We start from the raw sequence: 15,069 nt of genomic DNA, 5'->3' as shown, positions 1-15,069 counted from the left end.
CGGGTCTTGCATCCGCCCTTCTCAAATTACAGTCACGAGCCAGTATTATGCTGCGGTATAGCTTCCAGCCTTTGTGCAAGCCAGATTTTAATGATGGACTGACGAGTAACACCTATTCTGTGTGCTTCACGATCTAAAGACTCGAGCATCCAGGCAGGAAAATCTACATTGACACGTTTTTGTTTTAGCATTGGTTTTTTTATTTGGGTCAGATCAAGATCCTCTGTTACATCTTCATCTGCTTCAAACCTGGCATCGAATTCATGCGCTTTCATACAGCTCTACCTCGGATTTTCGCGAACGTCTGACAGAATTTACACTTCATAGTCAGGGTTTGAACTTTGCTAATCACCTGTTGCAAAGTTTAGCTCAGAAATGAGATTCAAGACGCACCTCAGAGGTCTGTCTATAGTTATCCCCCTTTCTTTATCAGCCTTGGATCCAAGTTGAATTCTATTGCTTTGGCAGCTGAAACAATACTTTTTGCTTCCGGATGGGCGGGATTAAACAAGGCATTCCACTCACCTGAAACCACCGAACTTGGCACAAGTAAAACCAGACTGCTACAGCCTGACAACCATAGATCGCCAATCTCTTTGGTAGATGACGGTGCAGGATCCAGTGCCCAATCCTTTGGCCAGTCTGATGGAGCAAGAGTCGAGACCAGTTGTTCCGGCACAGTCAGTTGAAGCATAGAAAATAGTGGTAACTTTTGCTCATTATTCAGATGAACCAGAGTTTCCAGTACAGAGATAGCACGGGTGGTGCCCAGATAGACGCAAGGCGCGCCTTTAGAATTCCATCGCCCGCCATATAAGCGCGCGCCTTCACCATCAAAACATGCGGAAACAAAACCAGTCTTTGTCAGTCGAAACAGGTCTATCGACTTCATCAGGAGATAACACCATGCTCAATCCGGCCTATCAGGTCAATCACGGCCTCAGCTCCTGTTGGAGTGCTTAACATCTGTAACGGACATTCGCCCCCTAGAGCTCTGGCTGGCGATTTAAGCCATTGCACTGCCGCTGGCATATCACCGTTAAACAGTTGCAGGGCTGCATCCAGCACTTTGGCGAACATATAAAGTTTTCCACTTTGTTCAACCGAGAAGCTTTTTTTATCCTCTTTGTTTTTCCTATGATAAGTGGCGCGGCTAATACCAACCCATTGGCAAATTGTCATCTCGTCAATCTGGGTTTCTTTGGACAGTCTGGTCACTATATCGGACGAGAATCCCGCCAGTATTTTCAGATGGGCATCAATAGGTTGCTTAGGTAGAGACAAGGCGGCAAGCAAGCCGACTGGCTTAGTGGTATTCGCTTTGGGTTTGTAGGCTGTGCCAATAGTCATGTTTTGTCTCACTTGCAACAAAAAGTTGTTTCATGTGAGTAGTGTAGTAGGGGGATGTTTCACTTGCAACTTAAGATGTCTCAGTTGAGACAAAGGACGTGTTTTGCGTCTGCCCGATGGACTTGTTTGCAATGGCTACATCTTTTACTGTAGAGCTTTCGCCTTTGGCGAGCCGCTTTCTTTTGCGTCGCCAAAAGAAAGCGGCGCAAAGAAAAGGCGACCCCAGGTCGCAGCGACAACGCTTGCGTTGAACAGCTTTAGCTGGCCCCGAAGGGGTACGAACGAAGTGAGTATAAAGCCCGGCCCAAAATCGTGCGTCCAAGGCGGCTGGGTAACTCGCTCGTCGCTACCGCTCCTCACTCAGACACTCCCAGCCTTAAAACCTTGGCCACCCAATTTTGTCTGGGTTCATTCGGGCTTTCGGTAAGCCAACAGTTTGGCTTGCCGCCGAATGGACGTACTGAGCTCAGCGAAGTACCGGAACCGCCCCCCAATGGGGGACTGGTGCCAGTAGTTGATGTGGCTTTTGTATTGGTTGCAAAAAGCGAAGTTTGGAAATAACGCACATTGCAAGACTGGACCCAATGGCTTTGCTTACCAGAATAAAGACCGTAAATGCCAATACCTGCGCCCCAACGAAACGCAGGTCAATGGCACGAGAACAATGAAAATCTCAAAGACGCCAGAAGCAAAGACGGCTCCTATTCCATCTATGCTGAGGAATGCTGTTGCTTGCTGCCAACTTATTTTAAATGTAAATAATAAAATGAGCTGAGCAACAAAAAGTATCTGTACTGCCAGCATGAGTTCCCTCTCAAACGAGACAGTATCGTTATATACAGGGCTCGCTGTATTTCTCTGCTGAAAACACTGTAGTTGTTCCTGGCCGGACAGAGAAATGCAGCTATCTTCAGTTTTGCTTGATGCGTTCATGCTATACGGGCTTTCCGTTGCAGTGAACAAAGCTAGCGAGAAACAAAGCGCTAGCAGAACCAGTAACCAGCCTGCTTTTTTATGCTCTGTTTCTGAGAAATTAAAATGAATCATCGGTGGAGACCTGTGAGTCTGGCTTTTCAATACGACATAAACTCTTGGGGTCGGGTATTGCCCTGTGCCCAAAACACTATAGTGATTTAGCTTCTATGAATTTGAGAGAAAAAACCAGAAAATTTATGGCGGAAATAGCTGATTAAGAAAAACTGATCATTTGAAATATCGGAGCAAAGGTAAAAAGCTGGCCTTGAGGTTTTTTAAGTGGTACTTCTTTTGAAACTAGGCGGTACAGCTGATTTGCAAGTGGCGGTAGAGTTAAACCAGATACTGAGCCTTTACAGCCAGCTCAGCACCTGATTTTCTTAAACTACAAACAGGGTATTTCAGAAGGTAAAACCAATCGCTTTAAATCACATCCAGCGTTCTTTGCGGCGGCGGCCTGGGATTAGGGATGGAACTACTAAGCCGAATAACAAACCTGCGAAGCCTAAGATGGACCCTAATACCATTTTGTCTTGCCAGAAGGCGGCTGGTTTTTCTTGTAGTTGCGTGGTCAGTAAAGCAATGGTTTGCTGAGCAGTAGCTGTGGCTGTTTCGGCTTGTTGCACTGCGGCGTCGGTTTCATTGAGTTGTTGCTGTAACTGCTCTTTTTCCTGCTGTAACTGGGCAACTAAAGTTTGCTGTTGCTGTAATTGTTGTTGCAGTTCACCGGCTTCGCTGCCAAAGACTGGGGTTAAGCTTACGTATTGCTTTAAAATCCAGCCGGTGCGGCCTTTGCTGTCCGTCAGTTGCCAGTATTCTGAGGTACTGTCTTCAGCAACCAATTTAATTTCTTCGCCAGCGGCAATGCTGCCGATTATTCTGAAGTCTCTGCCCGGACCGCTGTAAAGGTATGTGATCAGCTTGTCGCTGATGTAGGCATTTTGTGGGCTTACCGGAGTACCTGTTGTTTCTTGTTGTGCAGTGAGGCTTGTACTTAGCAACACTGTGGCCAGTAGCATGCCTGCTTGCCAGGGTCTTGAGGTGATCAACATATAAATCCTAAAAAAACCGACCAACATCTGGCCAAAATGGAGAATTGAGCCGATCATAGGCCAGATAGTTATCAATTGACAAGAGCTTATCCCCGTCGTACTTGAAGTTGCAGTTTTGTTGGCTACGTTCTCTCACCCCAATCACATAGTTTATCTATGTTCATGGGGACTCATTCGCTTGCTGCCGCGCTGCAACACCAATTACTTAGGGCATGAAACGCGTTTACAGAACAGGAAATAAGCCGCTATGGCGATGGAAGCTGAACTTAAATTTTTACTCACCCAAAGCTCTGTGCCTGCTTTGGAGCCTGTATGGCAACAGCTGGCAGTGACAGTGCAGAAGCATGAAAGCGTGCAATTACTCAATGCTTATTATGAAACTGATGGTCTGTGGTTTCGCCGTCATGACGCCGGTTTGCGAACCCGGCTGAAAAAAGGTCAGTTTGAACAAACCATCAAGTTAGCAGGGCAGCAGCATGGAGGTTTGCATTTTCGGCCTGAATACAACTTGCCTTGTGCTTCGGTCTGGCCTGAACTCAATGCTTTTCCTGCTGAAGTATGGCCAGCCGATACAGATTTAGCACAGCTGCAAAGTCAGTTGAAACAGCTGTTTCGCACCGATTTTATTCGCCAGAGCTGGTTGTTAACATTAGCTGACGGCAGCACAGTCGAAGCTGTGTTGGATCAGGGCGAAGTGGTTTCAGGGGAACAAAACGAAGCAATATTTGAGCTGGAGCTGGAGCTGCAACAAGGCGAGGTCAAAGCCTTGTTTGAATTGTCACGTCAGTTAGTGCAGTTGCTGCCATTGCGTTTGGGCTGGCAGTCTAAAGCTGAACGGGGTTATCGTTTAGCTCAGCAGCAGCCTTTGGTCTTTACCGCCTTGGACAACAGCAGCACAGCAGCTTTATTAAAGTCTTTGCAGTATCACGAAAGTTACTTTTTACGCAGTCAGGACTCAGAGTCATGGCAAGTGATAGCTCAATGTCTAAAGGCTTTGTCTGTTGTATCTGCAGACTTTGCCGCTTTGCCGCCGCCCGATGCTAAACAGGCCTTGAGTTTCTTTAGCAGTGCAGCTTATAACTGTGCTTTGCTGAATTGTTCTGAATCTTTGTTTTCTGCCTGAGGTACTGATGAACCCATTGATCGCCCGAGTAAATTCCGAATTACCCAGTGAATTGCAGCATGAAGTGGATCTGGTGTTACCCACTTTGTTAATAGCGGATTTGACTGCAGAACAACAACACAATCTGAACTTATTACTGGCGGTCAGTCCTTTTTTAAGCCGGGTGATGCAGCAGCAACCAGAGCTGATCCCTGTGCTGCTGAATAAACAGCAATTGGCTTTGCCTTTGGATCATCAGAACCCTCTGAGCCAGTTAACGGATCACACTGAAGCTACAGTTTTTAAAGCTCTGCGCCGTTGTCGTAATGCGCAACTCGCACAAATTCTGGCGGCCGATATTCTCGCTGTAAAATCCACAGAGCAATGTTTGCTGGATATATCCGCCATGGCAGATAACCTGATTAACAGCGCTTATCAGTGGGCTTATCAGGATATTGCCACTCAGTGGGGTCAGCCTGTGGATCAACAAGGTCAGCCTATGCCTTTGCTGATCTTAGGTATGGGCAAACTCGGTGGCGGTGAGCTGAACTTTTCGTCCGACATCGACCTGATTTTTACCTATCCGCACAATGGTGAAACCAGCGGCGGACGCAGGTCAGTCGAGAATCAGCAGTTTTTTACCAAGTTAGGCCAGAAGCTCATTTCGGCTTTACATCAGGTTACAGCAGACGGTTTTGTCTTCCGGGTCGATATGCGTTTGCGGCCTTTTGGCGATTCAGGGCCGCTGGTGCTGAGTTTTGCTGCTATGGAAGATTATTATCAGGCGCAAGGCAGAGAATGGGAACGCTATGCCATGCTAAAAGCCCGTATTCTGAACCCTGACCCTTTGCATGCAGTGGAATTAAATCAGCTGCTGAAACCTTTTGTGTACAGGCGTTATATCGACTTTTCAGCGCTGGAATCCTTGCGCCGGATGAAACAGCTTATAGAGCAGGAAAATCGCCGTCGTAACCGTATTGATAACATTAAACTGGGTGCAGGTGGTATTCGTGAAGTGGAGTTTGTGGTGCAAACCCTGCAGCTGATCCGCGGTGGCCGTATTCCAGAGTTGCAGCAAGTCTCTATTTTTAAAGCGCTGAATGCGCTGCAAAACCAGCAGTTATTAGAGCCCGATCACCAGCAACAACTGCGGCAGGATTATCTGTGGTTACGAAAAGTTGAACAGCTGTTGCAGGGGCTGGACGATCAACAAACTCAAACCTTACCTGCCGATGAGCTGAATAGGCAACGACTGGTGTTGGGCTTAGGTTTTGACAACTGGCAGCAACTGACTGACACCACAGAGCAGGCCATGGGCCGTATTCACCAGCATTTTAAATTGGTGATCGATCAAGGCGATAACCCTGAGCCGGAAGAAATGGTACTGGGTCGCCTGTGCTGGGACAGTGACTTGCCGTCAGAAGATTTAGCTGAACATTTGCATTGGTTGGCCTTGTACGAAGCCAAACAACTGCTGGATCATTTAAAACAATTCAAACAAGACTGCCAAAAACGCAGTGTGGGCCCTCGTGGTCGCGAACTGCTGGAAAAGCTTATTCCGTTTTTATTGCATCAATTAGCCAAACAACAAGGTTCAGCTTTGGTGTTACAGCGGGTGCTCGGCGTATTTCGCCAAATTGTCAGCCGCACTGCTTATCTGGAGCTGTTATCAGAAAACCCGCCGGCACTGCAGCAGCTTGTCACTTTGTGTCATAAAAGCGGCTGGCTGGCTGAGTATCTGGCGCGTTATCCCTTATTGCTGGACGAACTGATAGACCCGTCCCAGCTGTACCAGGTACCAGAATCTACCGATTATCAGGATAAATTACGTCAAAGCATGCTGCGGGTGCCTGTGGATGATTTAGAGCTGCAAATGGAAGTGTTGCGCCAGTTTAAGCAAGCCCAACAACTACGCATTGCAGCTGCCGATATCACAGGCATTTTGCCGCTGATGAAAGTCAGTGACCATCTAACCTTTTTAGCCGAAGCCATTATTGCGACTGTCGTCGAATTGTCCTGGCAACAAATGGCGGAAAAATATGGTTTACCTGCTGGCTTAAAACCAGAAGATGCCAAAGCTTTTGCTGTGCTGGCTTATGGCAAACTGGGTGGGCTGGAGCTGGGTTATGGCTCAGATTTAGATTTAGTATTTGTGCACCAGTGCGATAATCTGGCCCCGACACAAGGCGACAAAGCCATTGATTCCCGTCAGTTTTATATCAAGATGGTGCAACGTATAGTGCATATGTTTACCACCAGAACTCCAAGTGGGGTTTTGTATGACATAGACACCCGTTTACGTCCGGCTGGTAATGCAGGCTTATTGGCTGTGCATATTGATACTTATGCGGAGTACCTGGAAAAAGAAGCCTGGACCTGGGAGCATCAGGCGCTGGTGCGAAGCCGTGTGGTTTATGGTGATGACAAAATTGCAGCACGTTTTAACCAAATACGTAGCGAAGTCCTGGCTAAAGCCCGTGATTTATCCGGGCTTAAAGCTGAAGTCAAAGAAATGCGGCAAAAGCTGCGGCAACACCATGGCGAGCAGTCAAAAGAAGTTAAACATGCGTCTGGTGGCATAGTGGATCTGGAGTTTATCAGCCAGTATCTGGTATTGGGTTACGGCCATCAGCATGCGGATCTGTATTTCTACAGCGACAATATTCGTATTCTGGATGCTGCAGCGGCAGTGGGTTTATTGCAACCTGAACAAACACAGGCATTGCAGCAGGCTTATCAGCAGTTAAGGGGCGTCAGTCACAGGCAAACCTTAGCCCCGGCCACTGAAACTGCACAACAACTGGATGATGCGATGGAGCAGGTGCGACAGGTTTGGGACCAGTTGTTCAGTTAAGGTGCTTTAGCGAAGCGGCGTGGCATGACAACAGCAAGGATGCTGTTGTCAGTTAACCTGTAACCCGGCGGCGTGGCGCATTGATATTAATGCAGTTTTGTTGCAAAAAAGGGATGATTTTATCTGTCAGCACCACAGCTCTGGACACATTACAGAAGTAGGCCTGAACCGGCTGTTCAAAGTCTGACGAAATAGCTTGTGACGCTTCCTGAATAGCGCTGATGTAGCTGAAGTCCGTCTGGAAATAATGTTTTACTTTATAGTCTTTTGATAACACCCAGAACAGCTCAACCCCTTCTTTGCGCCCTTGCATCGTCAGCACAGTTTTTAAGGTATCACCGACCCGGAAGCGCCTGTCTGTTTCGTTACCTTTCCAGTTTTCGGGCAAAGCCACCATGCGGTTTGCTCTGTCGCGTAACATTGGGATCAGGTTGCTGTGATCTTCGGTTAACTCAATCACAAAATCGGCTGAGCCGTCGTCTTTGTCTGCAAAAGAACTACGAATATTGCTATAAAAATCAGTGAAGCCCTTGACTGCGTCTGAGCTTCTTTCTGACAGTTTTTCCGGCTTGAAATACAGCAATTCCGGTTTAAACATCACAATAGCAGCAAGTATGAGTAATAAAGCTGCAAGCAATAAGTGCTTGATCCAAAACCACATAGCTTTTATCCCTGGTCAGCGTCACTGCATAATAGCCTGCCTTCACGCAGTGCTGCAACTTCAGTTGATTGCGAAAAAGTATAGGGCTGTTTTAATACAAACCCGGGTCATCCGGATTTGGTCGGGTTTTAAAGCGGCGATGCAACCACATATACTGTTCAGGGTGAGCCAGAACCCCTTGTTCCAGCCATTGATTCACCCGTGTTACATCGGCTTTGTTATCGCCACTGGGGAAGTTTTCAAAAGCGGGCAAAGCGTCCACTCTGTAACCCTGATAACCAGGTAAGCGGTAACAATGAATAGGTACAGTTTCGCAGTTTGCGCTGCCAGCAAACAATAAAGTACCAGTAGTAGTGGCGGTTTCTTTCACGGCAAAAAATGGCACAAACTCAGCTTTGTTGCGGCCATAATCCTGATCAGGCAGGTAAAAACAGACTTCTTTTTCGTTTAAGGCTTTGATCATGGTGCGAACATCACGTTTACCAATCAGATAACGGTTTGAACGTACCCGGCCATGGTATTGAAAATACTCCATAATTTCATTGTCGTTTGGACGGTAAAAACCTACGGCAGGGCAGTGAAAACCAAAAGTACGGGCAATCATTTCCAATGACAAAAAATGCCCGCTGAGCAGCAATACGCCTTTGCCCTGGTCCAGTATTGCCTGAATATGTTCTTTGCCTGTGAACTGGCATAAAGGGCGAGCACGCCAGTCTGGCCACCACCAGCCGATAAAAGTTTCAAAAGCAGCTTTGCCGGTTTCTTTGAAATTTTGTTTGACCAGAGCTTCGCGTTCGGCCTCTGGCATATTCGGGAAACACAACTCAAGATTACGGCGTGTCACTTTCACACGCGATTTCATGGCTTTCATTAGCAACCAGCCTAAACCTTCGCCCATTTTCATCAATACAGGGTAAGGCAACCACAGCAGGATCCACATCAGGCCTAAACCACACCATAAAGGCCAGTGTTTAGGGTGTAAAAAACTAATGGTAAAACGTGGAACATGAACCACAGCAGATCCTCGGGCAAAAAAAGTGCGGCTATTGTAACGAAAAAAAATGGGGAAAAAAGTCTTAACTGGTAGGAACAGGGGCGGCGTCTTTGCCACCCCTTGAGGAGTTTAGTTACCTAAAGCTCTGTTTACAGTGAATAAATCTTCTTCCGTTAAAGTGCCGGCTGCTTGTTTTAAAGCTAAAACAGACAAGATGTAGTCGTAACGGGCTTTCGACAAGTTCCGGCGGGCATCAAACAGGTTACGGGTGCTTTGCAGTACGTCAACAATAGTACGGGTACCTACTTCAAAACCTGCTTCAGTGGCTTTTAACGCGCTTTCTGCTGAAATAACCGCTTGTTCCAGTGCTTTGGTACTGGAAATCAAAGCCCCAACGTTGTTGTAGTTGCTGCGGACCTGACGGATCACGCTGCGGTGACTCAATTCTAAATCTTCAGCGGCCTCCACATAGTTAGCACGCACCACTTCTTCGTTAGCCACAGTACCACCACCGGAGTAAATAGGTACTACCAGATTGATACCAATAGAGCTACTATCTGTGCGAGGAGAGTTCGAACCCACACCTGTATCTTTATTTCTGCCGTTACTGTTTTCCAGTCCGGTAGATGCCTGCAAATCCAACGTTGGGTAATGGCCTGAGCGGGCAATCTGGACATTGTGCTCGGCTATATCTAATGACAGCTTACGGATTTTCAGCTCCAGGTTATTGTCCTGTGCTGTTTGCACCCAATCCTGCGCATTATTTGGTGTCGGCTGGCTGGTGCTAAACCGCGCTGTGTTTAATGGATCCAATTGAGCATGATACTGGCCGGTAATTTCACGTAAAAATTCACGGGCTGTTTCCAGATTGTTTTGTGCACTGATTTCACGGGCAACTGCACTGTCAAACTGAGCCTGAGCTTCATGTACGTCGGTAATTGCAGTTAAACCTACAGCAAAACGTTGTTTGGTTTGTTCCAGTTGACGTTCAATTGCACGCTTTTCGGCAACCACAAAACTTAAGTTGTCTTCAGCTGTTAATACATCAAAATAAGTCTGAGATACACGGACTATTAAGGTCTGTACTGTAGCGTCATAAGCGGTCTGGCCTTGTAAAGCGGCTTTTTCAGCAATAGACAGGTTCTCATAACGGCTCCAGTCAAATAAAGACTGGGTTAAGTTAATACCTGCTCTTACTGTATTGCTTTCAGCATCATACAGAGCGCCAGTACTATTGTTCATGTTGTCGCCAAAAGAGTGAGTTGCGCCTGCTGTAAAATTTACCTGTGGTAATAAGCTGGCTTTTGACACATCAATGCGCGCTTTGGCTGCATCGCGGGTAGCCGCAGCTTTTAATACTTGCGGGTCTTTTTTTGTTGCTAACTGATAAATGGTTTGCAAGTTTTCGGCATTTGCCTGCACACTCAGGAGAGCCAGTGCCGAGCCAATCAACGTGCCTAACAAGGTTTTTTTCATAACCGAAAATCCATAATTGTGCAAAAGTGGTCCAATAATACCTTGTTGGTATTAACTAAGTAATGACTAAAGCGTAAACAGCATAGGTTCAAGTGTAACAGAATGTGAGTCTTCAAATGCCTGATTTCAAGCCAGAAAATTATCCTTCTTTTCATTCATCTGATGTAAAAATACTCGACCAGAACACAGTTTTTCAGGGTTTTTTCCGGATCGACAGCTACAAAATAGCGCATAAGTTATTTAACGGCGGTTGGAGTACAGAAGTAAAGCGTGAATTATTTGAACGAGGTCATGCGGTTATAGTGCTGCCTTATGATGTGAAAAACGACAGTCTGGTACTGATTGAACAATTTCGTATTGGCGCCCTGCAGAATCCAAACGGCCCATGGTTACTCGAAGCTATAGCCGGCATGATTGAACCGGGTGAATCGGTAGAGCAGGTTGCAATGCGTGAATCTGAAGAAGAAGCAGGTCTGAAGCTGACAGAATTCTGGCCTATGCTTAGCTATCAAAGCAGCCCTGGTGGTTGTACAGAGCGGGTATATTTAGTTTTGGCGCGGCTGGAACAGAAAGTAGAAACCGGTGTCTATGGCTTGGCGTCAGAGCAGGAAGATATTAAAGTTCACAGCCTGCCGCGTCAGGTTGCAATGCAACTTTTACAGGCCGGAAAAATTGATAATGCTGCCACTGTCATTGCCTTGCAATGGTTAGCCTTGAATCTGGCTGAAGTAAAACAACGTTGGGCTGGTTCAGTTTAATGTTCAAAGCACAGGAATAAAGAGAGTCGCTGGTATGCCAAATTTGGCCCGAAAACGTTATGTGCCTTACCTGCCTGATTTTCTCAGTTTATGTGAGCGCAATTACGCACAGCTGCGTTTTTTTCTGCCCCGTCATCAGCGTCCGGGGCAACGTTGCCTTATTCATATCAATGCCAGCGAAAGTTATCAGGTTGAGCTGCTTGAGTTATGTAAATACACCACAACCATTAGCATTGAACTCATTAGCCAGTCGATGAGTGGCTGGGTAAAACCGCGATTTGAGGTGAGGTTGTACCATGATGCGCGGCTGGCTGAAGTCCTGGCTTGTCAGCAAGTGCGTCAGTTTAAAGCTGTGTACAGTTACCCTAATGTCGACATGTTATTGCCGGACGAAAAACGCCAGATTAATTTATTATTACGCGACTGGCTGAATCTCTGTTCACGCCGCGGCTATCAAAATGCTGAGTTATTAGCCTGATGGCGTTTGTGTTTGCACAAAAAGACGCTTATCGGCTGGTCCAAATTTCTGATTGCCATTTGTTAGCAGAAGCGGATGACTGGTTTTGTGGGGTTCAGCCTTATCGGCAGCTGGAACTGCTGTTATCTCAACTTCAGCACAATCCACCTGATGCTGTGATCCTGACGGGCGATTTAACCCAGGATCATAGTCTGTCTTCTTATCAGTTAATCGCGCTGTTGTTTCAGAACTGGCTCTGTCCGGTATTTTATCTGCCCGGCAATCATGATGATGTTGAACTGATGCAGCAGGCGTTTGCATCGCCTCCTTTTTGCTCTGACACCGAACTCAGTGCCGGCAACTGGCGATTCTGTTTGCTCAATAGCAAAGGGCCAACACCAGCAGGCTATTTTGATCAAACCCGGCAACAGCAGTTACAGCTGCAACTAGCGTCTTATCCGCCGGATTCGGCTCTTTGGTTGTTTTGTCATCATCATATCAGCCCAATGGGCAGTTTTATTGACGAGCATATTCAGCTGGATGCCGCTGCTTTATGGCAGATTTTGGCCTCAGACTCGAGGATCAAAGGTCTGGCCCATGGTCATTGCCATTATGCCTATGCCAAACTACAGCAAGGTATTCAGCTGGTGGGTTGTCCTGCCAGTTCAGTGCAGTTTTTACTGACGCCAGACTATCAGAGCGTGGCAGGCCGTCCTGGCTATATTGAATGGGTTTTTGATGCCAATGCTGATGTTGATACAGCAGTGCACTGGCGATTTCTGGAAGGATAAATGTCGAAACTAGTTGTTTATTTACATGGCTTTGCCAGCTCGTCGCAATCCGAAAAAGCCATCATCACTAAAGCTTTTTTCCAGCAGCAACTGCCTGATGTAGAGCTGTTGATGCCGGATTTACCTTACACTCCTGCAGAAGCTATCAACGCAATAGAACAGGCGTTGAATGGCCGTCGTCCTGATGCGGTGATAGGCAGTTCTTTGGGCGGTTTTTTGGGCACTTACCTGGCCGAACAAACTGGTTGTTATGCCGCGCTGATCAACCCTGCTGTTGCACCTTATGAGCTGTTAAGCCGACATTTTGGTACATACCATCATCCGGTACTGAAGCAGGATTTCAGTGTGGAACCCCAGCATATGCCGTTGCTGGCAGAGCTTGAGTATAAACCTACAGCTCTGGACCGTTATCTGGTATTGCTGCAAGAGGGGGATGAAGTACTGGATTATCGTAAAGCGGTGCAGTTTTATGCAGGTTGTACACTAGATGTGCAACCAGGTGGTGATCATAGTTATCAGGGCTATAGCGATTGCCTGCCTGCTATTGTCAAGTTTTGCCAAATAGCGTAAAACAACTGGTTGTTAATACAGTTATACCCTGAGTACTCAGAACAACTGCCAAACTGCAGCTTCTGGGTCCAGAGATACACTAAAACGAGTGATTAAAGAAGTGATGTTTGCCCTATGACAGACCAGCAATACAACGCCGATTCCATTGAGGTGCTGACCGGCCTTGAGCCAGTTCAGCGCCGTCCAGGTATGTATACAGATACCACCCGCCCTAACCATTTAGGCCAGGAAGTCATAGATAACAGCGTCGATGAAGCTTTGGCTGGGCATGCCGATTTAGTGCATGTGATTTTGCACGAAGACCAGTCGCTGGAAGTGACAGACAACGGCCGGGGTATGCCGGTGGATATTCACCCTGAAGAAGGGGTGTCCGGTGTTGAACTGATCCTTTGTCGTTTGCATGCAGGCGGTAAATTCTCCAATAAAAACTACCAGTTCTCCGGTGGTTTGCACGGTGTTGGTATTTCTGTGGTCAATGCTCTGTCTAGCCGGGTGGATGTGGCTGTACGTCGTGATGGCAATGTCTATGAAATAGCCTTTGAACATGGCAATAAAGTCAGTGAATTGGCGATTACCGGCACTGTGGGTAAACGTAATACAGGCACTCGCGTGCGTTTTTGGCCAGCACCTGATTATTTTGATTCACCAAAGTTTTCCGTCAGCCGCATGCTGCATGTACTCAAAGCCAAAGCCGTATTGTGCCCGGGCCTTACTATCAAGTTTGACGACAAGGTTAATAATCAAAGTTATCAGTGGTGTTATCAGGCCGGTATCCGCGATTATTTGATGGATGCGGTCAAAGATATGGTGGCTTTGCCGGACCAGCCTTTTGTGGGCAGTTTAAGTGCCAGCCACGAAGCAGTGGAGTGGGCTGTACTTTGGTTACCTGAAGGTGGCGAGCTGGTGACTGAAAGTTATGTCAACCTGATCCCAACGGCTCAGGGGGGGACGCACGTCAATGGTTTACGTCAGGGCTTGTTAGAAGCACTGCGCGATTTTTGTGAATTCCGTAATTTATTGCCAAGGGGCATTAAGCTGACACCAGAGGACGTCTGGGATCGCTGTAGCTATATCTTGTCGTTAAAAATGCAGGAACCTCAGTTTGCCGGTCAGACCAAAGAAAAACTGTCATCCCGTCAGGCTGTGGCTTTTATTAGTGGTGTGGTGAAAGACGCATTTAGTTTGTGGCTGAATGAACACACAGATATTGCTGAACAGCTCGCTGAGTTTTGTATCAATAACGCCCAAAAACGTCTGCGTGCTGCGAAGAAAATTATTCGCAAAAAAGTCACAGCTGGCCCTGCTTTACCTGGCAAGTTATCTGACTGTTCATCCCAGGATTTAAACCGCACTGAGCTGTTTTTTGTCGAAGGGGATTCAGCAGGTGGCTCAGCTAAACAGGCGCGCGATCGTGAGTTTCAGGCGGTGATGCCGCTGCGCGGTAAAATTCTGAATACCTGGGAAGTCGAATCTGAGCAAATTTTAGGTTCACAGGAAGTGCATGATATTTCTGTGGCTATAGGTATGGATCCAAACTCAGCCGATTTAAGTCAGCTGCGCTATGGCAAAATTTGTATTCTGGCCGACGCTGACTCTGATGGTTTACACATTGCCACTTTGTTGTGTGCTTTGTTTATGCGCCATTTCCGTCCTTTGGTTGAAGCGGGCCATATTTATGTGGCGATGCCTCCTTTGTACCGTATTGACTGCGGCAAAGAAGTATTTTATGCGCTGGATGAAGACGAGAAAAAAGGTATTCTCGACCGGCTGGAAGCTGAGAAAAAACGTAGCAAAATCAACGTGCAACGTTTTAAAGGTTTGGGTGAAATGAACCCGTTGCAACTGCGTGAAACCACCATAGATCCAAACACCAGACGTCTGGTGCAACTGACCATTGATGATTTGGTACAAACCATGGAAATGATGGATATGTTGCTGGCGAAGAAACGGGCAACGGACAGAAAAGATTGGCTGGAGATGAAAGGCGACCGCGCTATAGTAGCTGTGTAGCTTTTTGCTGTTCGCCTGA

15 protein-coding genes are annotated in these 15,069 nt (G+C 47.0%); 7 read left to right on the top strand and 8 right to left on the bottom strand.

The window, feature by feature from the left end:
* Nucleotides 1–32: 32 nt before the first annotated feature.
* From brnA to RHEIN_RS03935, 5 genes are all read right to left on the bottom strand, one after another.
* The gene (gene brnA / locus RHEIN_RS03960; RefSeq protein WP_008897682.1) at nucleotides 33–275 is read right to left on the bottom strand and encodes a type II toxin-antitoxin system BrnA family antitoxin; all 243 of its coding nucleotides are present in this window, start codon (nucleotides 273–275) and stop codon (nucleotides 33–35) included.
* Between the two features lie 137 nt (nucleotides 276–412).
* The gene (locus RHEIN_RS03955) at nucleotides 413–892 is read right to left on the bottom strand and encodes an RES family NAD+ phosphorylase (protein ID WP_008897681.1); all 480 of its coding nucleotides are present in this window, start codon (nucleotides 890–892) and stop codon (nucleotides 413–415) included.
* Nucleotides 892–1,350, bottom strand: a complete 459-nt coding sequence (gene parS, locus RHEIN_RS20635; RefSeq protein ID WP_008897680.1) for a type II RES/Xre toxin-antitoxin system antitoxin — start codon at nucleotides 1,348–1,350, stop codon at nucleotides 892–894. The genes RHEIN_RS03955 and parS overlap by 1 nt, the downstream gene beginning before the upstream one ends.
* 594 nt (nucleotides 1,351–1,944) lie before the next feature.
* Nucleotides 1,945–2,397, bottom strand: a complete 453-nt coding sequence (locus RHEIN_RS03940; protein ID WP_040554443.1) for a hypothetical protein — start codon at nucleotides 2,395–2,397, stop codon at nucleotides 1,945–1,947.
* 356 nt (nucleotides 2,398–2,753) lie between these two features.
* Complete coding sequence (locus tag RHEIN_RS03935) at nucleotides 2,754–3,377, bottom strand: TIGR04211 family SH3 domain-containing protein (protein WP_008897679.1); 624 nt, start codon at nucleotides 3,375–3,377, stop codon at nucleotides 2,754–2,756.
* A 247-nt stretch (nucleotides 3,378–3,624) separates the two neighbouring features.
* On the opposite strand from RHEIN_RS03935, the gene RHEIN_RS03930 reads away from it, so the two are divergent.
* Together RHEIN_RS03930 and glnE are read left to right on the top strand one after the other, a co-directional pair.
* Nucleotides 3,625–4,500: a CYTH domain-containing protein gene (locus RHEIN_RS03930; RefSeq protein WP_008897678.1), complete on the top strand. Its 876-nt coding sequence runs from the start codon at nucleotides 3,625–3,627 to the stop codon at nucleotides 4,498–4,500.
* Nucleotides 4,501–4,507: 7 nt separating this feature from the next.
* A complete protein-coding gene (glnE, locus tag RHEIN_RS03925) occupies nucleotides 4,508–7,333 on the top strand; it encodes a bifunctional [glutamate--ammonia ligase]-adenylyl-L-tyrosine phosphorylase/[glutamate--ammonia-ligase] adenylyltransferase (RefSeq protein ID WP_008897677.1) in 2,826 nt (941 codons plus the stop codon).
* Between the two features lie 52 nt (nucleotides 7,334–7,385).
* On the opposite strand, the gene RHEIN_RS03920 is transcribed toward glnE, so the two are convergent.
* The 3 genes from RHEIN_RS03920 to tolC form a co-directional block, all read right to left on the bottom strand.
* Nucleotides 7,386–7,994, bottom strand: a complete 609-nt coding sequence (locus RHEIN_RS03920) for a TcpQ domain-containing protein (RefSeq protein WP_008897676.1) — start codon at nucleotides 7,992–7,994, stop codon at nucleotides 7,386–7,388.
* A gap of 91 nt (nucleotides 7,995–8,085) precedes the next feature.
* The gene (lpxL, locus tag RHEIN_RS03915) at nucleotides 8,086–9,009 is read right to left on the bottom strand and encodes an LpxL/LpxP family Kdo(2)-lipid IV(A) lauroyl/palmitoleoyl acyltransferase (protein WP_008897675.1); all 924 of its coding nucleotides are present in this window, start codon (nucleotides 9,007–9,009) and stop codon (nucleotides 8,086–8,088) included.
* Between the two features lie 108 nt (nucleotides 9,010–9,117).
* Nucleotides 9,118–10,464: an outer membrane channel protein TolC gene (tolC, locus tag RHEIN_RS03910; protein WP_008897674.1), complete on the bottom strand. Its 1,347-nt coding sequence runs from the start codon at nucleotides 10,462–10,464 to the stop codon at nucleotides 9,118–9,120.
* Between the two features lie 116 nt (nucleotides 10,465–10,580).
* Between tolC and nudF the strand changes: the two genes are divergently transcribed.
* The 5 genes from nudF (at nucleotide 10,581) to parE (ending at nucleotide 15,050) form a co-directional block, all read left to right on the top strand.
* The gene (gene nudF / locus RHEIN_RS03905; protein ID WP_008897673.1) at nucleotides 10,581–11,222 is read left to right on the top strand and encodes an ADP-ribose diphosphatase; all 642 of its coding nucleotides are present in this window, start codon (nucleotides 10,581–10,583) and stop codon (nucleotides 11,220–11,222) included.
* Nucleotides 11,223–11,256: 34 nt separating this feature from the next.
* Nucleotides 11,257–11,700, top strand: coding sequence for a DUF1249 domain-containing protein (locus RHEIN_RS03900; RefSeq protein WP_008897672.1), 444 nt, complete (start codon nucleotides 11,257–11,259; stop codon nucleotides 11,698–11,700).
* Nucleotides 11,700–12,470, top strand: a complete 771-nt coding sequence (locus RHEIN_RS03895) for a metallophosphoesterase family protein (protein WP_008897671.1) — start codon at nucleotides 11,700–11,702, stop codon at nucleotides 12,468–12,470. The genes RHEIN_RS03900 and RHEIN_RS03895 overlap by 1 nt, the downstream gene beginning before the upstream one ends.
* A complete protein-coding gene (locus RHEIN_RS03890; RefSeq protein ID WP_008897670.1) occupies nucleotides 12,471–13,040 on the top strand; it encodes a YqiA/YcfP family alpha/beta fold hydrolase in 570 nt (189 codons plus the stop codon).
* Between the two features lie 114 nt (nucleotides 13,041–13,154).
* Nucleotides 13,155–15,050, top strand: a complete 1,896-nt coding sequence (gene parE, locus RHEIN_RS03885; protein WP_008897669.1) for a DNA topoisomerase IV subunit B — start codon at nucleotides 13,155–13,157, stop codon at nucleotides 15,048–15,050.
* The last annotated feature ends 19 nt before the right edge of the window (nucleotides 15,051–15,069 follow it).

This window comes from Rheinheimera sp. A13L (assembly GCF_000217935.1).
Classification (GTDB): Bacteria; Pseudomonadota; Gammaproteobacteria; order Enterobacterales; family Alteromonadaceae; genus Pararheinheimera.
The sequence above is the reverse complement of the archived record's forward strand: the minus strand, read 5'-3'. Positions and strand labels throughout refer to the sequence as shown.